At 48.4% G+C, this 25,517-nt stretch carries 23 protein-coding genes and 1 riboswitch; of the genes, 16 read left to right on the forward strand and 7 right to left on the reverse strand.

All coding sequences use genetic code 11. The features are described from left to right. The first annotated feature begins 69 nt into the window (after window positions 1-69). A complete protein-coding gene (locus MTBPR1_RS11585; protein WP_069189171.1) occupies window positions 70-1,047 on the forward strand; it encodes an ABC transporter substrate binding protein in 978 nt (325 codons plus the stop codon). Here the strand turns inward: MTBPR1_RS11585 and MTBPR1_RS11590 are convergent. Then, window positions 1,044-4,433: an FAD-dependent oxidoreductase gene (locus MTBPR1_RS11590; RefSeq protein WP_069189172.1), complete on the reverse strand. Its 3,390-nt coding sequence runs from the start codon at window positions 4,431-4,433 to the stop codon at window positions 1,044-1,046. The two genes, MTBPR1_RS11585 and MTBPR1_RS11590, sit on opposite strands and share 4 nt — an antisense overlap. 103 nt (window positions 4,434-4,536) lie before the next feature. Here MTBPR1_RS11590 and MTBPR1_RS11595 point away from each other — a divergent pair, with 103 nt between their 5' ends. Both MTBPR1_RS11595 and MTBPR1_RS11600 read left to right on the forward strand, forming a co-directional pair. Beyond that, window positions 4,537-4,959 carry a rhodanese-like domain-containing protein gene (locus MTBPR1_RS11595; RefSeq protein WP_069189173.1) on the forward strand — a complete coding sequence of 141 codons (423 nt, stop codon included), beginning with the start codon at window positions 4,537-4,539 and terminating at the stop codon, window positions 4,957-4,959. Window position 4,960: 1 nt separating this feature from the next. Then, window positions 4,961-5,788, forward strand: coding sequence for an FkbM family methyltransferase (locus MTBPR1_RS11600; RefSeq protein WP_069189174.1), 828 nt, complete (start codon window positions 4,961-4,963; stop codon window positions 5,786-5,788). Here MTBPR1_RS11600 and ccmB read toward each other — a convergent pair whose 3' ends face one another. The 4 genes from ccmB to MTBPR1_RS11620 all read right to left on the reverse strand — a co-directional run bounded on the left by ccmB (window position 5,789) and on the right by MTBPR1_RS11620 (window position 10,605). Continuing rightward, window positions 5,789-6,454, reverse strand: a complete 666-nt coding sequence (gene ccmB / locus MTBPR1_RS11605; RefSeq protein ID WP_069189175.1) for a heme exporter protein CcmB — start codon at window positions 6,452-6,454, stop codon at window positions 5,789-5,791. A gap of 4 nt (window positions 6,455-6,458) precedes the next feature. Next, entirely contained in the window at window positions 6,459-7,130 is a 672-nt protein-coding gene (gene ccmA, locus MTBPR1_RS11610) for a heme ABC exporter ATP-binding protein CcmA (RefSeq protein ID WP_069189176.1), read from the reverse strand. Between the two features lie 406 nt (window positions 7,131-7,536). Next, entirely contained in the window at window positions 7,537-9,327 is a 1,791-nt protein-coding gene (gene thiC, locus MTBPR1_RS11615) for a phosphomethylpyrimidine synthase ThiC (RefSeq protein WP_069189177.1), read from the reverse strand. Between the two features lie 54 nt (window positions 9,328-9,381). Next, window positions 9,382-9,486: riboswitch (TPP riboswitch) on the reverse strand. A 105-nt stretch (window positions 9,487-9,591) separates the two neighbouring features. Continuing rightward, the gene (locus MTBPR1_RS11620) at window positions 9,592-10,605 is read right to left on the reverse strand and encodes a DUF3426 domain-containing protein (RefSeq protein WP_083223055.1); all 1,014 of its coding nucleotides are present in this window, start codon (window positions 10,603-10,605) and stop codon (window positions 9,592-9,594) included. Between the two features lie 193 nt (window positions 10,606-10,798). Between MTBPR1_RS11620 and ftsE the strand changes: the two genes are divergently transcribed. The 7 genes from ftsE to MTBPR1_RS11655 all read left to right on the forward strand — a co-directional run bounded on the left by ftsE (window position 10,799) and on the right by MTBPR1_RS11655 (window position 17,013). Then, a complete protein-coding gene (gene ftsE / locus MTBPR1_RS11625; protein ID WP_069189291.1) occupies window positions 10,799-11,509 on the forward strand; it encodes a cell division ATP-binding protein FtsE in 711 nt (236 codons plus the stop codon). Then, complete coding sequence (locus tag MTBPR1_RS11630; protein ID WP_069189179.1) at window positions 11,506-12,399, forward strand: cell division protein FtsX; 894 nt, start codon at window positions 11,506-11,508, stop codon at window positions 12,397-12,399. The genes ftsE and MTBPR1_RS11630 overlap by 4 nt, the downstream gene beginning before the upstream one ends. 2 nt (window positions 12,400-12,401) lie before the next feature. After that, window positions 12,402-13,034 (forward strand): YdcF family protein, encoded by a 633-nt coding sequence (locus tag MTBPR1_RS11635; protein ID WP_069189180.1) that lies wholly within the window; start codon window positions 12,402-12,404, stop codon window positions 13,032-13,034. Then, the gene (locus MTBPR1_RS11640; protein ID WP_069189181.1) at window positions 13,031-13,756 is read left to right on the forward strand and encodes a lysophospholipid acyltransferase family protein; all 726 of its coding nucleotides are present in this window, start codon (window positions 13,031-13,033) and stop codon (window positions 13,754-13,756) included. Before MTBPR1_RS11635 ends, MTBPR1_RS11640 begins: the two co-directional genes overlap by 4 nt. A 3-nt stretch (window positions 13,757-13,759) precedes the next feature. After that, the gene (gene proC, locus MTBPR1_RS11645) at window positions 13,760-14,566 is read left to right on the forward strand and encodes a pyrroline-5-carboxylate reductase (protein ID WP_069189182.1); all 807 of its coding nucleotides are present in this window, start codon (window positions 13,760-13,762) and stop codon (window positions 14,564-14,566) included. A gap of 221 nt (window positions 14,567-14,787) precedes the next feature. Then, complete coding sequence (locus MTBPR1_RS11650) at window positions 14,788-15,309, forward strand: phasin family protein (protein ID WP_240492890.1); 522 nt, start codon at window positions 14,788-14,790, stop codon at window positions 15,307-15,309. A gap of 210 nt (window positions 15,310-15,519) precedes the next feature. Beyond that, window positions 15,520-17,013 carry a DEAD/DEAH box helicase gene (locus MTBPR1_RS11655; protein WP_165602665.1) on the forward strand — a complete coding sequence of 498 codons (1,494 nt, stop codon included), beginning with the start codon at window positions 15,520-15,522 and terminating at the stop codon, window positions 17,011-17,013. A 19-nt stretch (window positions 17,014-17,032) separates the two neighbouring features. Here the strand turns inward: MTBPR1_RS11655 and MTBPR1_RS11660 are convergent, their stop codons facing one another. Continuing rightward, window positions 17,033-18,568: a YifB family Mg chelatase-like AAA ATPase gene (locus tag MTBPR1_RS11660; protein ID WP_069189183.1), complete on the reverse strand. Its 1,536-nt coding sequence runs from the start codon at window positions 18,566-18,568 to the stop codon at window positions 17,033-17,035. Window positions 18,569-18,858: 290 nt separating this feature from the next. Here MTBPR1_RS11660 and MTBPR1_RS11665 point away from each other — a divergent pair, with 290 nt between their 5' ends. Beyond that, entirely contained in the window at window positions 18,859-20,061 is a 1,203-nt protein-coding gene (locus tag MTBPR1_RS11665; RefSeq protein ID WP_069189184.1) for an MFS transporter, read from the forward strand. A 2-nt stretch (window positions 20,062-20,063) separates the two neighbouring features. Here MTBPR1_RS11665 and MTBPR1_RS11670 read toward each other — a convergent pair whose 3' ends face one another. Further along, the gene (locus MTBPR1_RS11670) at window positions 20,064-21,038 is read right to left on the reverse strand and encodes an NADPH:quinone oxidoreductase family protein (protein ID WP_069189185.1); all 975 of its coding nucleotides are present in this window, start codon (window positions 21,036-21,038) and stop codon (window positions 20,064-20,066) included. Window positions 21,039-21,169: 131 nt separating this feature from the next. On the opposite strand from MTBPR1_RS11670, the gene MTBPR1_RS11675 reads away from it, so the two are divergent. The 5 genes from MTBPR1_RS11675 (at window position 21,170) to MTBPR1_RS11695 (ending at window position 25,347) form a co-directional block, all read left to right on the forward strand. Further along, entirely contained in the window at window positions 21,170-21,745 is a 576-nt protein-coding gene (locus MTBPR1_RS11675; protein WP_069189186.1) for an RNA methyltransferase, read from the forward strand. A gap of 239 nt (window positions 21,746-21,984) precedes the next feature. Continuing rightward, a complete protein-coding gene (gene sdhC, locus MTBPR1_RS11680; RefSeq protein WP_069189187.1) occupies window positions 21,985-22,365 on the forward strand; it encodes a succinate dehydrogenase, cytochrome b556 subunit in 381 nt (126 codons plus the stop codon). Window positions 22,366-22,375: 10 nt separating this feature from the next. Then, complete coding sequence (gene sdhD, locus MTBPR1_RS11685; RefSeq protein ID WP_069189188.1) at window positions 22,376-22,756, forward strand: succinate dehydrogenase, hydrophobic membrane anchor protein; 381 nt, start codon at window positions 22,376-22,378, stop codon at window positions 22,754-22,756. 6 nt (window positions 22,757-22,762) lie between these two features. Continuing rightward, window positions 22,763-24,553, forward strand: coding sequence for a succinate dehydrogenase flavoprotein subunit (gene sdhA, locus MTBPR1_RS11690; RefSeq protein WP_069189189.1), 1,791 nt, complete (start codon window positions 22,763-22,765; stop codon window positions 24,551-24,553). A gap of 14 nt (window positions 24,554-24,567) precedes the next feature. After that, complete coding sequence (locus MTBPR1_RS11695) at window positions 24,568-25,347, forward strand: succinate dehydrogenase iron-sulfur subunit (RefSeq protein ID WP_069189190.1); 780 nt, start codon at window positions 24,568-24,570, stop codon at window positions 25,345-25,347. Window positions 25,348-25,517 lie beyond the last annotated feature (170 nt).

Genomic DNA, 25,517 nt, shown 5'->3' on the forward strand with positions numbered 1-25,517 from the left:
CACTTTACTAATTCACTTAAACCTGTGATTATATAATTCTTTACTAAATTCAAGTTGTACACGAGCCTAATGAGAACACTTCTAACTTTTTTTTCAGTCGTACTCTTTTCAGGCTTCTTTTTCCTTTCAAATATAGCACAAGCCGCCCCGCTGTCCGTTGGGGTGTTGCTCTGGCGCGGTCAAACCGATTTTGATCGTGGCTTTATGGATGAATTGAAAAAACAACAACCAGACAGTGCTTTCCATATTATCAATAGCGAGCAAAACCTGCGCAATACGGTCTCTGCTCTGCACAAGGATTGGAAAGATCAGCTCGCAAAAATGGATTACATTCTGTGTTTTGGCTCGCGCAATGGCTTAAAGGTTCGTGAAGAGCTTAAGAAAACAGATTTTTCGGGCACTTTGATTACCTTTGGCAATGCTTCAGGCTTGCTTAATGCACATCTTAATCGCATCAACACACAAGAAAAACTCCTGCTGGGCCGACCAAGCATTTTAGACAGTTCAGTTCTGGAACTGTTTTTGCCTATGATGGGGGCAAAGAAAATCGGGGTTCCTTTTAATCTTTATGAGCCTCAAAGCAGTGAGATCATCCCCGTCATGCAAGAAATTGCTGCCATCTATGATGCCAGCATTATTCCCATTCGCTTAAAACCAAAAAAAGAAGATATCAAAAGCCAGCTCAACATCATTTTAGAGCGTGAAAGAGAAATCGATTTACTGTTTTTTCCACTCGATAGCTTTATGATTTCGCAGGCTGAGACCTTGGGGAGGATTGCCCTAAAACATAAAATCCCTTCCATCGGTGCTTTTAAGAAATATGTGGAAAATGGGGCAACCCTTGGCCTTAGCCCCAACTATGGCAATATTGGACGTCGCCTTGCCAAACAGGTCATAAAAATTGAACAAGGCAAATCCGTCTTTCACATGCCTGTGGTTTATAGTGAAGATAACCGCATCCTTGCCCACCGCAAAAACCTCTGGGAAATTGCGCCCAAACTCCTTAGCAAACTGCCCAAAGGCACGCGCTTTATTGATACGCCCTAACCTCGTGCAATCCACAGCTTGGTGAGTTTTTCCTGTAAGCTATTTTGGTTTAAACGTGTGCGCAACACATCAAAAGCCACATGATCTAAATTTTGGTCTTGATTAAAGCAAGAAAACACGACCTTTTCCTTGCCCGTTTCAGGATCAATCTGTTTTTGCAGACATTGGGCGCAAATCTCTTTGAGCATACATTGCATGGGCGAATTAATAGAACCAATTGCCATATGATGCTCGTTAAAACAGCCCTTCAACACCTCATGGCGGCTTTGGGCCACTGCGCGCATCATCATGTCTGAACCAATGGCAATGATACGATCCACCTCACCCAGTGAAATGGGGCCCAACCCCAGCTTTCCCTCATGATAAGCTTTCATGGCCTGCACCACATTACCCACAAAGGTAAAATCCTGATCACGCCCCACTTTAAAACCCGGGGCCTGATCACAGCACCAGATAATACAATCAGCAGCCTTTTCAATATTTTCCACATGATAGCGATCTTGCGCGGTTTTATAAGCTGCAAAATAAAGTACGCGGCACCCCTTGGCCCGCATGGCCTGCCCGATGGAAAACAACACCGCATTTCCAAGCCCCCCTCCGGCTAATAACACGGCTTCTCCTTCAGGGATTTCGGTTGGCATGCCTGTTGGCCCCATCAAGGTGACAGGCTCATTTGGTTTAAGCGTGGCACAAAGATTACTTGAGCCGCCCATCTCTAAAACAATAAGAGAGATATGACCTTTTTCCACATCCACCTCTGCCCCCGTTAAGGCCAACCCCTCCATAGATAACAAGGTGCCATCTGCTCTTTTGCGCGCATGGGCCTCAAAATTTTGCAGGCGAAAAAATTGTCCGGGCTGAAATTTTCGCGCTGCCATGGGCGCTTTAATCACCACTTCCACAATGGTTGGGGTAAGGCGGATAACTTCAACCACACGGGCGCGAAGTTCTTCATTTAATCGGGCAATCAGCGCAGGTGTTTCCGCCTTGCTTTTCTTTAAGCCCGCCATTGTTTTCGTAATAACCGGATACCCCCGTTTCGCACTGGCCATGGCACTCACCACATTACCGGCAAAACTGGGGTGAAGATCACCAAAATAACTTATTGCCCGCCCATCATTTTCTATATGGGCCAACATATAAGCCTGATCAGGCTTTGGTGTTTGTTCAGGCTGTACGGGCTCGCCCTTTTCATTCAACGCGCGGTAATATTTCCCTTCAAGCTTTAAGCCTGCATCAAAGCATTCTCGGGCAAGGACCGTATTGGGTTTGGTTCCCGCTGCAACAAGGATGGTGCGCGCCGCCATGGTGATTTCTTGCCCGCTGGGTGTTAAAGCCCCATTTTCACCTCGAACCTGATGTTTAAGACGCAAGGCTTTAGCGTGACCATAATCATCCACCTCCACCGCCGTTGGAGAAACGAGATCATGAAAGTGAATACCTTCTCTTAAGGCATGGCTGACCTCATCGGCATTCAGGCGATAACTCGGGGCATCTTGCATGCGTCTGCGATAAGCAACTTGCGCCCCGCCCCAGCCTTGCAACAGGCCTAAAACATCAGGATGGGCCTTTTGTTTTTCTACGCGCAAGGCCTTGGCATGGGTGATGAACTCTTCAGCAATTTCACGGTCCTGATCACTCCAGAATTGTTCCACTACCTCTTGGCCTAATTCCTCACACAAAACCTCATAGCGCGATAAGAATTTTTCCACCTGCACCGGATAATAAGCCAGACTTTCCGTGCAGGCATCAATGGCGGTGAGCCCGCCACCAACCACCACCACAGGCAAACGGAGCGTTAAATTCGAAATGGAAGTCTCACGCGCTGCCCCCCCTAATTGCAGCCCCATCAAAAAGTCTGAAGCTTGGCGCACTCCCATGGCGAGATTATTGGGGATATCTAAAACCGTGGGCGCACCAGCACCTGCACATAAGGCAATATGGTCAAACCCCATGTTAAAAGCATCGGCTGGAGTGAGTGTGCCGCCAAAACGCACCCCGCCAAACATGGCAAAAGCTTTTCGCCGCTCTAACAACAAGCGGATGATTTTGAGGTAATTTTTATCCCAGCGCACCGTAATGCCATATTCCGCCACCCCGCCAAACCCTGCCATGGTGCGGTTGGATAAATCTTCGCGCAAATTTTCCACATCATAAATCGGCTTAAACCCATGGCGCTTGCCTGCTTCATCCACCCCTGAAATATGCTCCGGCAACGGCTCAATCTTTAACCCGTCGATTGCGATCACATCATGACCGTCATTCATCAAATGATGGGATAAGGTATAGCCAGCAGGACCTAATCCCACGACCAACACCTTGCGCCCACTTGGCTCTTTGGGAATGGGGCGTTCCATATGAAACGGGTTCCAGCGGGTCAGCAGACTATAAATTTCAAAGCCCCACGGCAAGGCAAGGACATCTTTTAAAAAACGGGTTTCCGCCTTGGGAATTTCAACCGGGTCCTGTTTTTGATAGATACAGGCCGTCATACAATCATTGCAAATACGATGGCCTGTGCCTGCCAACATGGGGTTATCCACACAGGCAATAGCAACCGCTGCAATAAAATGCCCACCCAGTTTTGCCACATGCATTTCAGAGATCATCTCTTCAAGCGGACAGCCATTTAAGGCGACACCCAGCGGGTTTTGATCAATCACTTGTGTCTTTTTAACAAACAGCCCTTTAGAACAGCTATCACGGTTGCGCTCATGACAATGCACACAATAAGACGCTTCAGCCATAGCCTCTGTGCGCGAACATCCTTCATCACTGAGCTTAAACCCATCGCGGGGGCTAATGGGGCCTGAGGTGATCAGGTTGTCATAATCGGTTTTCCCCGCCACCCAAAAGAGCTTACTTTGTGGGAAAGCCTTGGTGTGATAGGCCCATGCTGCATATTTTGTGGCGGCCTCTAACTTATCTTGATGGGCTTCTTCATTCTCAAGCCAACCTATAACCAGCTTGGCAAATGCCACATCATCAAACGGGCCGCCGAGCTCTTTTTCCAAGGCCTTGCCATCAAAGCGGATAGCGTCTTCTTTTGAATAGGCTTTGATGGCTTTTCGTTGAATGAATTTACGCCGACATTCAATATAGGCATCAAAGTCAAGATGGTCGGACGTTTCCTGCCCCACGCTCTCTTCAATCTGAAAGAGATGGGCGATAAAGCTATCTAGATGCGGGGCCAGTGATAAGATCAAGCCGGATGTTTCTGCTTTGGATAATTGATCAGGGGCAAGTCGTGCAGCCTTTAAACGCTGAGCAAGTGCGGGTTGATAATGATTGACCCAATCCCTGAATAAGGCATCGATTTTTAACAAGCCGTCTCGATGATAAAGATCATTAAAATCCAGATCGTAAGAAAGCGATAGATCAACCATGATAGCCTCCCTTTTTATTATCTAACCATATCTTTTGCCGTAAAGCAAAACAGATGGTAAAAGAGGGATAAGCGATCCGTTTGATAAATGAGGAAAAAGAAACGTGTCTGAAGAATATGCTGGCGACATCAGCCCAAAAGAAGCTTGGAAAATTCTCCAAAACTCACCTGAGGCCATCTTGATTGATGTACGCACCGAGGCTGAATGGGCCTGGGTCGGTCAGGTTGATCTTTCCTCCCTCAAAAAAGAGCATCTGCTGGTGGAATGGAACCGTTTCCCCGGTGGGGTTTCTAACGAGAATTTCGTTGAAGATGTTGCAAAGCTGGTTGCCAATAAAGAGGCCGAACTGCTCATGCTCTGTCGCTCTGGTGTACGTTCTAAATATGCAGCCATTGCCTTAACGGCGGCTGGTTTTAAAACCGCCTATAATATCGCAGGCGGTTTTGAAGGTGACCCCAATGAAGAGCGTCACCGTGGTCAGGTGAATGGTTGGAAAGTTGCAAACCTTCCATGGGTGCAGGGCTAACATGACTAAGGTTCCATTTGATTTTGTCATCAATCATCAGAATAAAGACCATCATCTGAAATTTCTGTTTGATACGGATCAGATGAGTCAGAACCATATTCTGAATTGCCTGAACAAAAACAATGTCTATGAGCCGGAACTGCTCTTTTTATTTTTGCGCGTTTTAAGAAGCGGCGATACTTTTTTAGACATCGGTGCCCATGTGGGGTTTTTCTCGGTTTTAGCCGGGCATCTGGTCGGGGCTGAAGGCAAAGGCATTTCTGTTGAGCCCATGGCTGAAAATCACCAAGCCTTTGAGCATAACATCTCTCTTAATGGGTTTGACCATGTGGAGCTGGTGAAGGGCATCATCTCTGATGAAAATGGCGAAAGCCAGATTTTCTTTAATGCCGATAATGATGGTGGGCATTCTTTATGGGACCCGGGAACCCATGAGTTTAATCAGAAATCGCGAGAAAACCCGACCCAGCGCCCGGTGCACTCACGCACACTCATGTCCTTGCTGCAAAGCAACCGCATTCGAAAAGTCAAACTTGCCAAGATTGATACGGAAGGCGCTGAGGTTAAAATCCTCTCTGCCAGCCAGAATGTGTTGAAGATCGGACAGATTGATTTCATCGCCTGCGAGCTGAACCCAAGTGCGCTTGAAGCCATGGGATATCATCAAAAAGACCTCTATGACTGTGTGCGCGCCTGTGGCTATGAGGTCTATATCCCTAAAGAAGATGGCAGCCTGCCTCAGCTCTTGCCTGAAGGTAAATATATCCAGACCCAATATGCCATGAATGTAGTGTTCACCAAGCCCGAACTCATTGCCCAATATTGGTGATTATTCTACCGATTGTCTGACGGCCGCAGCCGCAGCAAACGGGCAAAGCGCGAGACAAGCAAACAAGATACCGGACAGTATCAGGATTTGGGACTTCACTGCAAAACCGCCAATGGCCGCTTCAATCAGGCCCACACCGAAAATCAGCACCGGGACAAAAAGTGGTAAAACCAAAAGCGAAATCAACACCCCACCACGACGCGAGCCTAAAACAAGTGCAGCCCCAATAGCCCCGATTAGGCTGAGTACAGGTGTGCCAAGCAACAAGGCCAGCATCAACATGGAAAAGCCATTGCTATCCATATTCATCAGCACAGCCAGCAAAGGCGAGGCAATCATCAAGGGTAAGCCCGTGGTCAACCAATGTGCAGTAATTTTTGCCAGCACAATCACTTCTAAAGGCAGGGGCGAGAGCGTCAAAAGCTCAAGCGAGCCATCTTCATAATCGGTTTGAAACAGGCGCTCCAACGACAGCATTGAGGCCAAAAGGGCCGCTACAAAAATCACCCCGCTTGCCACGCGGGCAAGAATATTGCCTTCTGGGCCAATGCCAAAGGGAAAGAGCACAACGGTGAGTACGAAGAACATCACCACCATGACACTGTCACTGCCTTGGCGCAGGGCAAGACGCAGGTCGCGTCGAACGATTGAAATGAAACGTCCCATACTCTTATATCCCCTCTGCCAAAAGCGAGGCACTTTCATGCCCGCGCGCGGCTGTAAAATCACCGACGTTTAAAACCTGCTGGTCTTTGATATTCATATCAGAATGTGTGGAAAGCACGACCATACCGCCTTTTTCACGGTGCGCTTCAATTACATCTTCGAGCTTTTTAATGGATTCTTTATCAAGCGCGGTGGTTGGTTCATCCAATAACCACAGCGGTGATTTTGAGGCGATAATACGCGCAAGGTTAGCGCGGCGTTTTTGCCCGGCTGATAAAAAACGCCCCGGCACATCAATTAAGTGACCGATTGAGAAAATATCCAGCGCTTCTTTAAAATTGGCTTGGGCTTTTGAGGCATCACTGCGCAAACCTGCCCAGAATTTAAGATTTTCTTCCACACTCAAAACAGGTTTGATGGCATCATGGTGTCCTACATAATGCAAACGCTCGCGGTGTTCATCCATATCTTGTGAAACGGGTTCTCCTTCCCAGCTCATCACGCCACTTGCGGGGCTTAACAAGCCTGCCATCATGCGCAAGAGAGACGATTTACCCGCCCCATTATGACCAATAAGGGTGAGGCAACCGCCACTTTCAAGGGTGAAATCCAGTTTTGCAAAGACAAGGCGTTCCCCACGGATACAGACCAGATCCTGTCCTGTAAAAGATGCCATGTACTTTCCCCCTATTATGAGCCCTGCTATTGTTAAAACAAATCATCCCCGGAGGGCAAGTCCGAGGATGATTTAGAATTCTAGCATGATTAATTTAATTTGGTCAGAAGCGACATTTTGAAGAGCGAATGTTGAACTAGTAACCGCTTTAGAGGGCGATCTCGATACTTGGGCTTATCGAGAGGGGGAATGCTCTTCAACCCACCGTTCTTTCCATGTTTAGTAATATGAGATCAAATTTAGGCAGCATTATGAGCGGATTCTGCCTTTATTTGCCTTATTTGATTTTATGAAAACCTTATGGATATTACGCTTGGTCTGGCTGAAATACCGCCGTTTTTGTTCAGGCAAAAAAATAAGGTCGCCCCAAAAGGACAACCTTATCATTTTTTAAAATTTAAGAGCTTTATTGAGCCGCATCAATCTTTTTATAAATCTCGCCGCCTTCTTTCTTAAACTTCTCTGCCATTTCATCCATACCCTGCTGGGCAGCCTCTTTGACTTCATGGCTGATGCGCATAGAGCAGAATTTTGGCCCGCACATGGAGCAGAAATGAGCGATCTTCGCGCCTTCTGCCGGTAAAGTCTCATCATGGAAGGACAAGGCCTTTTCGCTATCCAAGGCCAGATTGAACTGATCTTTCCAGCGGAACTCAAAACGTGCCTTACTCATGGCATCATCGCGCAGGCGTGCACCGGGATGGCCTTTTGCCAAATCAGCCGCATGTGCTGCCACTTTATAAGCCATCACACCTTCTTTTACGTCATCACGATTTGGCAGACCGAGGTGTTCTTTTGGTGTCACGTAACATAACATGGCACAACCGTACCAACCGATCATCGCAGCGCCAATGGCAGAGGCAAGATGGTCATGGCCTGCACCGATATCAGTCACAAGAGGACCAAGCGTATAAAACGGCGCTTCGTCACAAACCTCTAACTGAAGGTCCATATTTTCTTTGATCTTATGCATCGGTACGTGACCGGGGCCTTCGATGAAACATTGCACATCATGTTTCATACATTTTTTCTGCAACTCACCAAGGGCGCGCAATTCTGCAAATTGAGCCTCATCATTGGCATCGGCAATAGAGCCCGGGCGCAAGCCATCACCCAATGAAATCGCCACATCATATTGTTTGGCAATATCACAGATATCATCAAAATGATCCCACAGGAAATTCTGCTTGTGATAATGCAAGCACCATTTCGCCATGATGGAGCCACCACGAGATACAATACCCGTTACACGGTTGACTGTAAGCGGTACATGTTCCAACAAAAGGCCTGCGTGAATGGTCCAGTAAGACACACCCTGTTCAGCCTGTTCAATCAAGGTGTCGCGAAAGATTTCCCATGTCAGGTCTTCAGCAATACCGCCGCACTTTTCCAAGGCCTGATAGATCGGCACTGTCCCAATCGGCACAGGGGAATTGCGCAAAATCCATTCGCGGATATTGTGGATATCGGTGCCTGTGGAAAGATCCATCACCGTATCTGCACCCCAGCGCGTGGACCAGACCATCTTATCAACTTCTTCAGCCACAGAGGATGTCACCGCAGAGTTACCAATATTGGCGTTAATCTTCGTCAGGAAGTTACGCCCGATGATCATCGGCTCTAATTCAGGGTGGTTTACGTTTGAGACTAAAACCGCACGACCGCGCGCAATTTCAGAGCGCACAAACTCACCTGTACAAACATCAGGAATTTCTGCACCAAAAGGCTCACCATCGCGCAGGTAAGCTTCCTTGCGGCCTTCATTTTCGCGAATGGCGACATATTCCATTTCTGGTGTCACGATGTTACGGCGCGCATAAGCCAACTGCGTCACCGCTTCACCATTTTTTGATTTTAAAGGTTTGAGATCACCGCGTGGGAAAGGTTCCACACCGGGCTGATCGCCCTCACTTTTAAGGCCGTTATCTTCCGGCTTTACATCACGGCCTTCATATTCAACCACATCACCGCGATCCAAAATCCATTGGCGGCGCATAGGTGCCAAACCTTTATGAATATCGATTTTAGCATTGGGGTCCGAATAAGGACCGGACGTATCATAGGCCACCACAGGGCGCTCACCACCTTCAAGGTGGATACAGCGCATGGCAACGCTGACATCTTCATGGCTGTCAGAGCCAAAAAATACTTTCTCAGAACCCGGCAGTGAACCGGTAGTCACATCAAGCTTGGTCATGATTTAGGGATCTCCTAAAAATAATACATAAGGAGATCCGGGAGAAAGGCAGTTAGGGGAAATTGCGTCCATCCCTACGCCGGAACGACCCGGATCAGGTTCTAAGGGTTGTTTGCAAACACGCAAACTCTCAGCCAAGCAGCACCCCTTGGAATGGACTATAAGTGGGATAGTTGAGCAAAAAGGTCAAGAAACAAATCTAGAGCTGATCCAGATTATTTTAAAAGAGACGTCATGCTGGCCTTCACCAGCATAACAGCCTGCTTATTTCATTTCAGCTTCCATAAAGGTCACCTGAAGGCGACGCGCAGAAGATACCGGGTTTTTAATCAATGCTTCAAACGGTGTTGTCCCACCAGAAGCCACTTCTTTATCCTTGGTATCAACAACCACAAACTGGACTTCCTGATCTGTCGCATCATAAAGAGAGACACGCAACTGCGGAATCATCTGTGTGGTTTCTGAAATATTGCCCACATCACCTGCAATCACAAGGATATCGTCATTGCCTTCTTTGCGGCGCGATGAATGCACATCACGAATTTGCATCATCTCAGACAATTTCGGTTTCATGCCCATCATTTCCTGAGCCATGCCGAAATATTCGTCATAAATTTTATAATAGTCCCCGGCTTGTGGCACATATTGCATCACATACGGGCGACCAAAATGCACACCGGAGCCCAAAATGCCGATCAAAACAATCAACCAGAAAAGGAATTTAAAGAAACCCCCTTTCTTCTTTTTCTCTTTTAAGCGCACAGGCGCGGTGAAAACATCCGGAATATCATCAGAATCACCGACGTCATCTAAAACATCATCCGAGCTGTACATGGATTCGGCCATGGATTCCATGGGCTCAATATCATCGGTATCGCCAAAGATATCGTTAAGCTCTTCATCGCTTGGCATATCCTCTGTATCGAAACTATCGCTTGCTGATACAGGCTCAGGTGTGGCTTCCAGCTCAGGCTCGGGTTCCGGCTCAAAGGCAGGTTCCGGTTCTGGCTCGGGCTCAGGCTCTGGTGCGAAAACGGGTTCCGGCTCAGGCTCTGGTTCCGGCTCTGGATCAGGGATTACAATAGGTTTGGGCGCTGGCGGTGGGGGTGGCGGCGCTGCGGTTTCTTCATGTTCATTAAGATCAAGAACCGTATCATCATAGGGAAGCTGCTCCCACGAATGGCCACATTTGGCGCAACGCAACGTACGTCCGTCTTCCCCTAATGCGTTCAGGGGAACGGAATAATGTGCCGAACAGCTTGGACAACTAACAATCATGAGGCCACCAACTACTACCTAAGTCCTTATCTTTATAGGCGTTTCTTATAAGGTAAGCAAGACTACCCATCACCTAAAATACTCGTTAGTATCCACTTTAATACAATATATGTGAATAAGGTCTTAACGAAACAGCCAAGAATGCGTAAAAAGACTATCGAAAATAAATAATTATGGGACCACTCACTTGGTTATCATCAAACTGGAAAATATCGGTTTACGTTACGGGGTTGGACCGGAAGTATTGCGTGATGTGTCTTTATCACTCGAAGAAGGCGCGTTTCACTTCCTCACCGGGCCCAGTGGCGCTGGTAAATCCTCCCTCTTAAAACTCATGTATCTTGCCCATCGCCCTACGCGCGGGCTGATTTCCCTGTTTGGCAATGACATTGCAACGATTGATCGCCACAAGCTCCCTGCCCTGCGCCGTGAAGTCGGCGTTGTGTTCCAAGAATTTCGCCTGCTCGATCATCTTTCCACCTTTGATAATGTCGCCCTGCCTATGCGTGTGGCTAATATCCATGAAAAAGATATCAAAAAACATGTAACCGAATTGCTGGCTTGGGTCGGTCTGAAAAACCATATGGATGCACGCCCCAGCACCCTTTCAGGTGGTCAACAACAACGTGTTGCCTTGGCGCGCGCCGTCATCAAACGCCCCCGCCTGTTACTGGCCGATGAGCCCACAGGCAATGTGGATGATAAACTGGCCGTGCGCCTGCTTCATTTAATGGAAGAACTTAATAAGCTTGGCACCACCATCGTCATGGCAACCCACAACGAAGGGTTAGTGCGCCAGTTTGGTCATCCGCGTATCTGTATTGATGGCGGACGTGTGGAACAAATGGGACCCCTGCGCCCTGCACGCAAAGCCGCCGTGCGCATGGAAGGCAAAGTGACATGAGCTTTCTGTCTTTAAACCATCATAAAGACCTGCCCCTAGATAAAGACCCGGGCACGCGTTTTTTGCCATGGTTAATCGCCTTTATGGTCTATCTCGCTGCTCTTTCCGTGGTTGCGACCTCTATTATGCAATCGGTCTCAAATAGATGGGAGCGCGGGGTGAGCGATACATTGACCGTGCAAATCCCGCCTGCACGCAGTGTAAAAGAAGACCAGTCGCAAATTGAAAATGCGTTAAAGGTTTTGCGCAGCCATCCCGCTGTTGTTTTAGCCGAACCCATTGCCAAGTCCCATGTGCTGAAATTGCTAGAACCTTGGTTGGGCGGTACCGATTCGCTCGCTGATATGCCATTACCTCATCTCATTGATGTATCTTTGCGCAGTTCTGTATCCATGGATGCCCAAGGTCTTGTGGATGCTTTAAATAAAGTCGCACCCGGGGCGACATTGGATGACCACCGCGTCTGGCTGGATCGTCTTATTCGCATGAGCCAGACCTTAACCTGGGGGGCTTATATCGTTTTGGGGCTGATCTGTTTTGCCACCATCGGTACGATCTTTTTTGTGACCCGCACGGGCCTTGCCATTCACCATGAAGTCATTGAAGTGCTCCATCTCATTGGTGCCCAAGACAGTTATATTGCGCGCCAATTTGCTGAACATTCCATGGGGCTTGCCCTTCGCGGCGGGCTGTTAGGTTTGGCAGCAGCCGGACCAACCTTTGGGGCTTTTGCCTATTTATATCGCCAAGTTGAAAGTGCGCTCTTGCCACAGATTGATATTACCATCATTCAATGGATTGTGGTGTTGAGCCTGCCTGTTTTAGCTGCTTTCCTTGGCTATATGACCGCACGTTCTGCCGTGCTGCGCACCTTGCAGAAAATGGTGTAAGGATGGGGGGCTTTTCACAAAGAAAGCAACGTCGCCTCTTTGGCCCCTTTGTTCTCTCCCTCATATTGATCTGCGCGATTTGGGGGATTGGTTTTATCGCCTTTACCAATTATGTCCCGCGCCATATTCAAGATGGCGAAAGCCTGACCGATGGTATCGTCGTGCTAACAGGGGGCACCCATCGCCTTAATACAGGCCTTGCCTTACTGACTGATCAAAAGGCAGAAAAGCTTCTGATATCCGGTGTCTATCGCGGAGTGGACCTTGAACAATTGCTCTCTCTTTCAAAAAGTGCACCGCGCGAGCTGGAATGTTGCATTGATATCGGTCATGAAGCCTTTGACACCCGCGGCAATGCCAAAGAAACCATGCAATGGATCAAGAAAACAGGTTTTAAGTCTTTACGATTGGTCACAGCGAACTATCATATGCCGCGCAGCCTGCTGGAATTTTCCTTTTCCTTACCTGAAACCCATATCATCGCCCATCCGGTTTTCCCCGAACATGTGAAAATCGATCAATGGTGGCGTTGGCCGGGAACGGCCGAATTGCTGATCGGTGAATATAATAAGTATATTTTGGTCTGGTTACGCCAAGAATTGGCCCGACTGACAGATATTGAGTTTTTAAAATGACATTTATTCGTTCTCTTCTTTTTAATATTTACCTTTTTGGTGGCACGGCGCTGATTGCCTTGGTCTTATTAATCCTCATGCCTTTTTCCTCACAGGAAATGCGCAAAGGCTCTCAATTCTGGACGCGTTATGTCATGTGGGGTATGCGCAATATCACGGGCATTACCTATGAAGTGCGCGGTATTGAGCATTTGCCACAAAGCGGCGCAATTGTGGCTTGTAAGCACCAATCGGCATGGGATACTGCCATTTTTGTGCTGTTACGTATTTCCACGGCCTATATTTTAAAGCAAGAACTGCTTAAAATCCCGTTTTATGGATGGTACGTCAAACGCAGTGGTCACATTGCTGTTGATCGTAACGCAGGGGCAAGTGCATTGAAAAACATGGTGAGCGATGTGAGAAACGCACTGGAGAAAGAACGCAATGTGGTGATCTTTCCCGAAGGCACACGTTCAAGCCCCGGTGAACCCGGTACATACCATCCCGGTATTGCAGCGATTTATACCCAGACCAAACTGCCCGTTATTCCTGTGGCCTTAAACTCAGGCCTTCATTGGGGACGACGCAGCTTTTTGAAAAAACCGGGTAAAATCATCATGGAAATTATGCCGCCGATTGAAGCGGGCATGAAACGTCGTGACTTTATGGCGAAACTGGAAGAAACGATTGAAACAAAAACCAGAGAGCTTGAAGCCGAAGGTCAAAAAGCAGGAGAATAAATCATGGGTTTGGTCTTAATCGGATGCGGTAAAATGGGTGGGGCAATGTTGGAAGGCTGGCTGGATCAAGGCGTGCCAAAAGACACCATCCGTATTGTTGAACATTCTGCGGAACATGCCCAAGCCCTGCGCGATACCCATGATGTGCGCGTTATTGATGACATCAAGGATATTGAAGACGGTTTTCCAGCTGACATCGTTGTGCTGGCTGTCAAACCCCAAGGTATGGATGACGCCGCACAGTCCTGTCAGCGTTTTGGCAATAACACAACCTTCCTATCCATTGCTGCTGGTAAAACCGTTTCTTATTTTGAAGGCCATCTGGGTGAAAATGCTGCCATCATCCGCGTGATGCCCAACACACCCGCAGCCGTGCGCCGTGGCATCAGTGTGGCTTATGCTAATGATAAGGTGTCTGATGAAGCAAAAACCATCTGTACAGACCTGCTCGGTGCCATTGGGGAAGTGGCGTGGGTTGAAGATGAAGCTTTGATGGACCCGGTCACCGCTGTTTCGGGTTCTGGTCCGGCTTATGTTTTTTATATGACAGAATGTCTTGCTCAAGCGGGCATAAAAGCTGGCCTTTCTGAAGAACTAGCGACCCAGCTTGCGCGCGCCACCATTGCTGGTGCCGGTGAGCTTATGCGCCAAAGCGGCACGGATGCCAGCCAATTGCGCATCAATGTGACCTCGCCGGGTGGCACAACCCAAGCTGCCCTTGAAGTGCTGATGAGCGAGGACGGAATCGCGCCTGCCATGGACAAGGCGGTAGATGCTGCAACGCAACGTTCAAAGGAACTTGCAGGGTAACCTCCTACCTTTTTTCACTTTTTTTATCAGTTTTTATTTTTTCTAATATAATTAAAAAACAATTAGTTAGAGATTATCCTTACGCCTTTCGTATAGTTTTGTGCAGCCATTTTTGTGCGCCGCACAAAAAAATGATTGACTCTAAAATTGGTTTCCAGCATATTGGCTTCAGAAATTTTGCAGTGCAGCAAACTTATTTTACTTTTATTGGAGTTAATCACATGGCCGCAGCTAAAAAACCAGCTTCTCAAGCTAACCCATTCGCTTTCGACGCAACTAAAATGTTTGGCGATTTCGACCCGACTAAATTGATGGGCGAATTCGACCCTAAGAAATTCATGGGCGACTTCCAGAAAGCTTTCTCTGAATACAAAATCCCAGGTGTTGACGGCAACGTTATCATCGAAAGCCAAAAGAAAAACGTTGAAGCTTTGGCTCAAGCAAACAAAGTTGCTCTTGAAGGCATGCAAGCAGTATTCAAACGCCAAGCTGAGATCCTCGGTCAGGCTATGGAAGAAATGCAATCAACTTTCAAAGACCTTTCATCAACTGGTGAGCCACAAGATAAAGTTGCTCAACAAACTGATCTGGTTAAAGACGCTGTAGAAAAAGCTCTTTCTAACATGCGTGAGTTGGCTGAGATGGCTGGAAAATCAAACACTGAAGCTTTCGACACAATCCACACTCGTTTCACAGAGTCTCTGGACGAAGTTAAAGACCAAGTTCTTAAGCTTAAAAAATAAAACCTTCCCCCCTGTAAGGTTTGAGATGAAGGCCGTTTTGAGCAATCAAAGCGGCCTTTTTCATTTTGCAGGTGCGAAGCTTATCTTGACAAAAGTGCAAAAAACGTCGATAAGCCGCCTAGAAAGTCCTCATTTTAAGTGAGCTCACTTTCATATTGTTCCGTACGTGCTTTGTTAATGCACGTGCCCTTTAGTCTGATAGACAGACATATGGATGCGTTTCTTTGCCCCGATTTGGGCATCATGTGCGGAAGTTTTACAGGTTATCAGTTGCATTTCGATGACCTAAACGCAGATGATATAGGAACACATAACGTGACCACATTTGATATGTTGGGTCTGGCGCAGCCATTTCTTGACGCCGTTGAAAAGCAAGGCTTTGAAGCCCCGACCAAAATCCAAGACATTGCCATCCCCCATTTGATGAACGGGTTTGACCTCATGGGCGTGGCCCAAACAGGTGGCGGTAAAACAGCCGCATTTGTCCTGCCCATTCTTAATCGCCTTTTAGAAGAAAATGAGAAAACCGTATCTGGTAAACCGCGTTGCGTCATTTTGGCCCCAACACGCGAGCTTGCCCAACAGATCGGTGTTGCCGTTCGTTCCTTCACCAAAGGCCAAAAGATTTTCCATACAGTGATTTTCGGTGGCTCACCATATAAACAACAGCTCCAGCAACTCCAGCGCGGTGTTCATATTGTTGTGGCTACACCAGGTCGCCTCATGGACCATATGGAACGTGGCTCCATTAAGTTCGACTCCGTTCATACCTTCGTTTTGGATGAAGCTGATCGCATGTTGGATATGGGCTTTATCCATGATGTGAAAAAAGTCGCCGCTGAAATGCCAGACGAAAAACAGACCGTTATGTTTTCCGCTACCATGTCCAAACAGGTCCGTGCCTTAGCCGGTGGTTTGTTAAACAAACCCAAGCAAGTTGAAGTCGCGCGTGAAAACACGGTTGCCGAAACCATTGACCACCGCGTTTTGCACACAAAGCAAAAAGACAAACAGCGCCTTCTATCTCATCTGCTCGATGATCCGACTTTGAAAAAAGTCCTGATCTTTACCCGCACCAAAGCCATGGCAGATCGTTTGTGTGACAATCTCAAAGAACGCGGTCACAAAACAGATACCATCCATGGCGATCGCCAACAATCAGCCCGTCAACGTGTTTTGCGCGCGTTTCGCAATGGCAATATCGAATTGTTGGTTGCCACAGACGTTGCCGCACGCGGTATTGACGTGGCCGACATTTCCCACGTGATCAACTATGACATGCCCCTTGAAGGCGATGCCTATGTGCACCGTATTGGTCGCACAGGCCGTGCGGGTCAAAGCGGGATGGCCCTTTCATTTTGTACAGATGGTGAAAGCGATCTTCTGCAACAGATTGAGCGCACCATCAAACAACGCGTTGATGTAGATAAAGACCATCCTTTCCACCAAGACCCACTACCATTTAAAGCAGGTGGTGAGCAAAAACGTCGTCGCTTTGGCGGCGGTGGTGGTGGCGGCAACCGCAAATTTGGCGGTGGCGGCCCCAACAAGAGAAAACCTGAAGGTGGCTTTAAAAAGAAAACCGAGGGCGGCTTTAAGAACAAGTCTGACGGCGGTTTTAAAAAGCGCACTGATGGTGGCTTTAAAAAGCACAGCCCGAAAAAGACACACCGCAAAGGCGGTGGTCCACGTCGCGCGGCTTAAATAAAAGCGCCTTGACGAACTAAACAGCAAAAGCCTGTTCTGTTTTCCTAGACATATTGGGACGATAGGACAGGCTTTCTGCGATATGGTCCGCCTTCACATTCTCACACCCTTCCAAATCTGCCAAAGTGCGGGCCACACGCAAGACACGGTGATAGCCGCGCGCAGAAAGTTTCAATTTATTGGTCGCTTCCAACAGCAGGTTTTGCCCGGCTTGATCCGGCTGACTGATTTTTAAAAGAAATTCCCCATCGGCCTCTGCATTAGTGCGCAGGCCTTTTTCCTGATAACGTTCTTTTTGCACCATACGTGCGCGCAACACCCGTGCGCGCACCTCTTGTGTTCCCTCACTTGAAGGCGGCAGGTGCAAATCCATGGGGCTTACAGGCGGCACATCTAAATGCAGATCAATCCGGTCCAAAAGCGGACCTGAGATTTTATCACGATAGGTTTCTGCGCATTTGGGCGCACGCGAACAGGCAAGGGCCGCATCATCTAAATGCCCACAACGACACGGGTTCATAGCGGCAATAAGTTGCACGCGCGCGGGATAGCTCACATGGGCATTGGCACGCGCAATCTCAGCACGCCCAGTCTCTAGAGGTTGGCGCAAGGCTTCCAAGGCCGTGCGGTTATATTCAGGCAACTCATCTAAAAACAACACCCCAAGATGGGCCAAGGAAACCTCCCCGGGGCGCACGCGATGACCACCGCCAATCAAGGCAGGCATAGAGGCACTATGATGAGGATCGCGAAACGGGCGCTCCACCATCAAGCCGCCTTCAGGCAAGGTGCCTGCAATGGAATGGATCATGGAAACTTCCAAAGCCTCATGGGCATCAAGGGGTGGTAAAATACCGGGAAGGCGACGCGCCAACATGGATTTCCCCGCACCCGGGGGACCACAAAGCAAGAGATTATGGCTTCCAGCCGCCGCCACCTCTAATGCACGTTTGGCACTTTCTTGTCCGCGGATATCGCGCAAATCCGGCATCTCACCTGTGTTTTGTTGCACCACTTTAATGGGTTGTGGACGGTTTAAAAGCTGACGACCTTTAAAATGATTGACCAGTTCCAGTAAATCATGCGGAGCCAACACATCCAGATCCCCCGCCCAGACCGCTTCGCCGCCTTGGGGTTTGGGGCATAAAATATTGCGCTCACTCACTTGAGCATGAATGGCGGCAGGTAACACGCCTGTTACCGGAGAAATCCGCCCATCCAAGGCAAGCTCCCCCAACACAATAAAAGGCAAAAGCTCTTCCTCAGAAATCACCCCCATGGCGGCTAACAAACCAAGGGCAATAGGCAAATCAAAATGTGAGCCTTCTTTTGCCAGATCAGCAGGTGAAAGATTAACCGTGATCCTTTTAGGTGGTAAAGAGAGCCCCAACGCCGTAAGCGCTGCACGCACCCTTTCACGCGCCTCAGAAACCGCCTTATCCGCCAAGCCGACAATATTAAGGGCGGGAAGTCCTGTGGTGATTGAAACTTGGACTTCGACTTCAATAACGTCTATGCCACTAAAAGTAACTGTTGTAATGCGTGCCGTCATAAGAAAACCCTTTCATTTAATCCCTGTCATGCTGGGCTTGATCCTGCATTAAGGTGGATTCTGGCCTTCGCCAGAATGACGAATGCATGTTTGAAAGTTGCTATGAAAAGGTCAGGGGCATTTTATCCCTGTCATGCTGGGCTTGATCCAGCATCCAGATGGATTAATGGCGCAGACGGTCTCTGGGTTAAACTTACCCCCTAATATTGTCATGGTGACAATCTTTTAATTGTTACCTTTCCGAACAATCCCTATCTTGGAATAATTCAAAGTAATTAAGGATTCCCCTCATGGGTAAACGGGCTTGGACGATTATCATCTGCGGTGCACTGATTTTAGCCATCGGTATGGGCATGCGTCAAAACCATGGTTTGTTTATTGAACCCATGCGCATGGAACTGGGCTGGCAGTTGGGTGTGTTTGCCCTTGCCCTTGCCATCCAGAACCTCATGTGGGGGGTGGCCCAGCCTTTTGCCGGGGCCTTAGCCGATAAATATGGCTCGCGCCCTGTTTTGCTGGTCGGGGTGTTTGTCTATGTACTTGGCCTTGTCGGTATGGCCTTTCCCCAAGGCCCCATGATGCTTCATATGAGTGCGGGCGTGTTGGTTGGTATTGGGGTCGCCGCCATGGGTTTGCCTGTGGTACTGGGTGCAGTTGCGCGCATGGTGTCAGAAGAAAAACGCAGCACGGCCCTTGGTATTGCCTCTATGGGGGGCTCTTTTGGGCAGTTTCTTTTTGCCCCCGTCTCTCAAGGTTTAATCAATGAATATGGCTGGTCCATTGCCTTGGCGACCTTGGCTGCCATTGCCGCCCTTGGGGTGTTTCTTGCCTTACAAGTCAACTCCAAACCCGGTGAGGAAGAGCATCACCCTTCTCAAATCAATCAAACCATGGGCCAAGCCTTGCATGAAGCCTTTGGCACCAACAGTTATATCCTGCTTAATCTGGGTTTCTTTGTCTGTGGGTTTCATATTGCCTTTATCGTCACCCACCTGCCCATGTTTTTATCGACCTGTAATATCGCACCTGAAGTAGGCGCCACAGCCCTTGCGGTGATTGGGCTTTCCAATATGGCGGGGACTTATATTGCAGGGGTCTTGGGCGGTAAATATTCCAAGAAATATCTGCTAAGCATCATCTATCTTTCCCGCGCAGCAGCCATTCTTATCTATACCTTAATGCCCATCACGGTCTTTTCTACCCTTGCCTTTGCCGTTGCCATGGGGGCCTTGTGGCTCTCAACCGTGCCGCTGACCAGTGGCTTGGTCGGGGTGATGTTTGGCACGCGCTATATGGGGACACTTTTTGCCATTACGCTTTTCACCCACCAGATCGGCGCGTTTTTCGGGGCGTGGCTGGGCGGATATTTTTACGATCTGACAGGCAGCTTTGATGGCGCGTGGTATGTTTCCATCGCCCTTGGTGTTTTCTCAGCTGTGGTCCATCTCCCCATTAAGGAAATGGCGGTGAAAAGGGAAACTAAAACCGCTTAACCCTAAAGGGTCACCACCACCTTACCTGTGGATTTACGGCTGATCAGTGCGTGATAGGCTTCTTTAATATCATCCAGTGCAAAAGTCATGGAGACATGAGGTTTTAAAGAGCCTTCTTCAATCCAGCCCATAAGTTCAGCAAAAGAAGCACGCAAGCTATCGGGATCAAGCGTGCGATAAGCCCCCCAGTGATAACCAATACAGGTGATATTTTTCACCATCATGATATTGGCGGGAATTTGAGGAATATCACCACTGGCAAATCCCACAACCAAGATACGCCCATCTTGGCGGGTGGAGCGCAAAGTCTCGGTAAAGAGATCACCCCCGACAGGATCATAAGCCACGTGGGAGCCTAAGCCCCCCGTCAGTTCCTTGATCTTTTCACGCACATTACCGTCACGATAATCAATCAGATGGTCCGCGCCATGGTCTTTACAAATGGCAAGCTTTTCTGCCCCGCCTGCACTGGCAATAACGGTTGCGCCAATGCGTTTACCAATTTCAACTGCCGTGAGCCCCACCCCACCAGCTGCGCCATGGACCACCAAGGTTTCCCCCGCCTTCAAGTTTGCCTTCATGCGCAAACCATGGTGCGACGTGCCATAGGCCACAGGGATGGCAGCAGCGGTTTTAAAATCCAGATTATCCGCAATGGGATACACATCATGGGCTTTTGCAAGGGCATATTCAGCAAAACCACCCCAATCAAGCACCGCCATGACCCGATCACCCACCTTACATGTGGTGACAGTAGCGCCCACGGCCTCAACCACACCTGCGCATTCCAGACCCGGTGAGAAAGGAAGCGGGGGCTTGACCTGATATTTACCTTTCACAATCAAACTATCGGCAAAGTTCAACGCACTGGCATGAACGCGGATTAAAACCTGATCCTCATTGGGGCTGGGGATATCGATGTCGAGGATTTCGAGATTTTCATAGCCCTCAAGGGAGGTGCAAACTGCCGCTTTCATATAAGAACTCCATTTGCTATATAGCCAGTGATCGTGTCACCAAAACAGATGTAGAGTCTTTGTGGCATAGAAAGAGATTCCCAATCAAGTTGGGAATGACGAAAATCATATGGATATGTGGAGCAAAGATCATGCGTGGGTATTTCGGCATTGGCATTCACGGGGTGAATAAACCTTTTAATATCGGTAATCTATATCGAACTGCCCATGCCTTTGGCGCAAGCTTCGTCTTTACGGTAGATGCGAAATATTCAAAAACCAAAGGCCATAAGACCGATACATCCAAGGCGGTGGAACATACCCCGTTTTATTCTTTCCCCAATTTAGAGGACATGATGTTGCCACAGGGCTGTCAGCTTGTCGGGGTGGAATTAACCGAGGATGCGGTGGAACTGCCCAGTTTTCGCCATCCCACCAATGCGGCCTATATCTTGGGGCCAGAACGTTCAAACTTGCCCGATAGCACCATTGAGCGCTGTGACCATATCATTAAAATCCCCATGAAGTTCTGCGTGAATGTGGGGGTTGCCGGGGCTTTGGTCATGTATGATCGCCTTCAAAGTATGGGCCGTTTTGCCCCCCGGCCCGTGCGCGCAGGCGGACCAACACAAGAGCTTGCCCCCACAGGGCACGGCAGCCCGCGCTTTCGCCTTGGTTCCCCCTTTGAACAGGCACCACCTAGCGTTGCTGAAAAGTGGGATGAGTAATCCGGTACTTTAGGGCGAATCCAAGAATTAAATGCGCATTACAGTACCGATTTTGTTCGCAAACTAAGCAATAATACCTGAAAAATTGCCTCTATCGGTCATACCAATGGGGTTAAATCGCCTTTATTTTGGGGAATTTAGCCCTAAATGGCCTTGGCACATTGACTTCGACCTAAGACAGGGTTAGACCGGATATGTTTTTCAGTATCCCTCTTTTTCATGGTAAAAGGAACCGCTCCATGACTACGGGAAATCGGCCGTTATCGCCGCACCTACAAGTTTACAAACTGCCTATGGCAGGTAAAATGTCAATTACGCACCGCATGACCGGGATCATCATGTCCCTTGGTCTGGTGTTTTTCACTTATTGGATTGTCGCAGCCGCGTACGGTCCGGAAAGCTTCGCTACAGCACAGGAATTGATGACGTCATGGTTTGGCATGATCATTATTTTCGGCTGGACAGCTTGTCTGTTTTATCACCTCGTGAATGGTATTCGCCACATGCGTTGGGATACGGGTAAAGGCCTTGAGAAAGAAGATCTCATTGCGTCTGGTCGTGTCACAATCGGTCTGGCTGTCATTCTGACGGTGGCCTTCTGGATTTTTGCAGTGCTGTGAGGATGAACTAATGAAGATGCAAAGTTATTTGGGTCAGGCACGTAATACTGGCTCTACAAAGAACGGCGTCCATCACTGGTGGCATCAGCGTTTAACCGCTATCGCCCTAGTGCCGCTCGCTCTTTGGTTCGTTTTCTCTATCATTGGTCTCGCTGACGCCGATCATGCCGCCTATAAGGACTGGCTCGGTGATCACGGCAATATGGTCTTTTTGTGCTTGTTCATCTTTGTGATGTTCTACCACGCTGTTCTCGGCCTTCAGGTCGTGATCGAAGACTATGTGTCTTGTGAGGCAAAGAAGATTTTTCTTCTTGTCTTTGTGAAACTGATCGCAGCGCTGATGGGCTTCTCGGCCATCACTGCAGTTCTGCGCGTCGCCTTTGGAGGCTAATGAACCATGGCTAATCAGCCTTACGAAATTATCGAACACGAATATGACGTGGTCGTATTGGGTGCCGGTGGTGCAGGTTTGCGCGCGACGCTCGGTATGGCGGCGACAGGCCTGAAAACGGCTTGTGTTACTAAAGTTTTCCCAACACGTTCTCACACGGTTGCAGCACAGGGCGGCGTTGGCGCAGCTCTTGGCAACATGGCTGAGGACAAGTGGCAATGGCACATGTACGATACGGTGAAAGGTTCCGACTGGCTCGGCGACCAAGACGCCATCGAATATATGTGTCGCAACGCCATCCCTGCTGTACAGGAACTGGAACATTTCGGTGTGCCGTTCTCTCGTACAGAAGAAGGTAAAATCTACCAGCGTCCGTTTGGTGGTCACATGTCTAACTACGGTGAAGCACCTGTTCAACGTGCTTGTGCCGCAGCTGACCGTACCGGCCATGCGATCCTTCACACATTGTATTCACAGTGTTTGAAACATGATGCGACATTCTTTGTTGAGTACATCGGTATTGATCTGCTGATGGAAGACGGTGTGTGTCGTGGTCTGGTAGCCTGGGATTTGGATACAGGTAAAATCCACCGCTTCCGCGCCCACAAAGTTGTTATGGCAACAGGTGGTTACGGTCGTGCTTGGTTCTCTTGTACATCTGCCCATACTTGTACGGGTGATGGTAACGGTATGGCTGCACGTGCAGGCATTCCTTTGCAGGATCATGAATTCGTTCAGTTCCACCCAACCGGTATCTACGGCTCTGGCTGTTTGATCACTGAGGGTGCACGTGGTGAAGGTGGTTACCTCACCAACTCTGAAGGTGAACGCTTCATGCCGAACTACGCACCGACGGCGAAAGACCTTGCTTCGCGTGATGTTGTATCACGTTCGATGGCGATGGAAATTCGTGAAGGTCGCGGTGTTGGTGAAGAAAACGACCATATCTATCTGCACCTTGAGCATCTTCCTGAAGAAGAACTTCTCAAGCGTCTGCCGGGTATCACTGAAACAGCGAAAATCTTTGCTGGTGTGGATGCAGCCAAAGAACCTATTCCGGTTCTGCCAACGGTTCACTACAACATGGGTGGTATTCCAACCAACTATCATGGCGAAGTTGTTAACCCAACTAAAGATGACCCTGATGCGGTTTGCGAAGGCCTGATGGCTATTGGTGAATGTGCTTCAGCATCTGTTCACGGTGCAAACCGTCTGGGTACAAACTCTTTGTTGGATATCGTTGTCTTTGGTCGCGCAGCTGCCATTCGTTGTTCTGAAACAATGAAAGCAGGCGAGCCACATAAAGCGATTGACGAGAGCCTTACAGACAAGATCATGGAACGCTTTGATCGTTTGCGCAATGCAAATGGCGAGCATAAAACAGCTGACGTTCGCCTTGAAATGCAAAAAACAATGCAAACGCACGCAGCCGTATTCCGTGAAGGGCCAAGCCTTAAAGAAGGTATGGACAAAATCTTCGAAATTTCGAAGAAATTGGACAGCCTTAAAGTTACAGACCGTTCTATGGTTTGGAACTCTGATCTGGTTGAGACCCTTGAGCTTGAAAACCTGATGGCTTGTGCGAAAGCAACAATTGTTTCAGCCGAAGCACGTAAAGAGTCACGCGGTGCACATGCACATGAAGACTTCCCAAATCGTGATGACGAAGAATGGATGAAACATACTTTGGCATACGTTAAAGCTGATGGTTCTGTTGAGCTTGATTATCGTCCGGTCCACACATGGACATTGACGGATGAGATTGAGTACATCGTGCCTAAAGAACGTGTTTACTAAGAGGAGCTTAGAAAATGGCTGAATTTTCTCTACCCGCCAATTCGGTGGTTAAAGAAGGCAAGACCTTCAAAGCTCCTGATGGGGCTTCGAACGTTAAGAAGTTCAAAATCTACCGTTACGATCCTGATTCAGGTGAAAACCCGTCTCTGGATACATTCGAGATTGATCTCGATGATTGTGGCCCGATGATTTTGGATGCGCTGATCAAAATCAAAAATGAAGTTGATACAACGCTGACATTCCGTCGTTCTTGTCGTGAAGGTATTTGTGGTTCTTGTGCGATGAATATCGACGGGACAAACACATTGGCTTGTTTGAAGCCCATTGCAGAAGTTGATGGTGATTGTGCGATTTATCCACTGCCGCATATGCCTGTGATCAAGGATCTGGTCCCAGACCTGAACCTGCCTTATGCGCAACTTCGTTCTGTTGAACCTTGGATGCAAGCTGATACACCAGCACCTGCAAATGAAGAGCGTTTACAGTCTATTGAAGAGCGTGAAAAGCTGGATGGTCTTTGGGAATGTATCTTGTGCTTCTCTTGCCAGACATCTTGCCCATCTTACTGGTGGAACGGCGACCGTTACCTCGGCCCAGCTGTTTTACTACAAGCATATCGCTGGATTGCAGATTCACGTGACGAAGCAACAGGTAAACGCCTTGATGATCTTAACGATCCATTCAAAGTGTACCGTTGCCACACGATCATGAACTGTACAAACACTTGCCCGAAAGGCCTAAACCCGGGTAAAGCGATTGCAGAGATCAAGAAATTGCAGTTTGAACGTCAATAGACTTTCAAATTTCTGATCAGAAAAAGCCGGAAGCGAAAGCCTCCGGCTTTTTTTATGCAATTTTAAAGCGCCTCATAACCATATGATAAATATGGGTAAATCATATATATTAGCCAAATGAATTAGAAACCACCACGTGATACTACTTTTGGAATATATAAAACAATACT

Source organism: Candidatus Terasakiella magnetica (assembly GCF_900093605.1).
GTDB lineage: Bacteria > Pseudomonadota > Alphaproteobacteria > Rhodospirillales > Terasakiellaceae > Terasakiella > Terasakiella magnetica.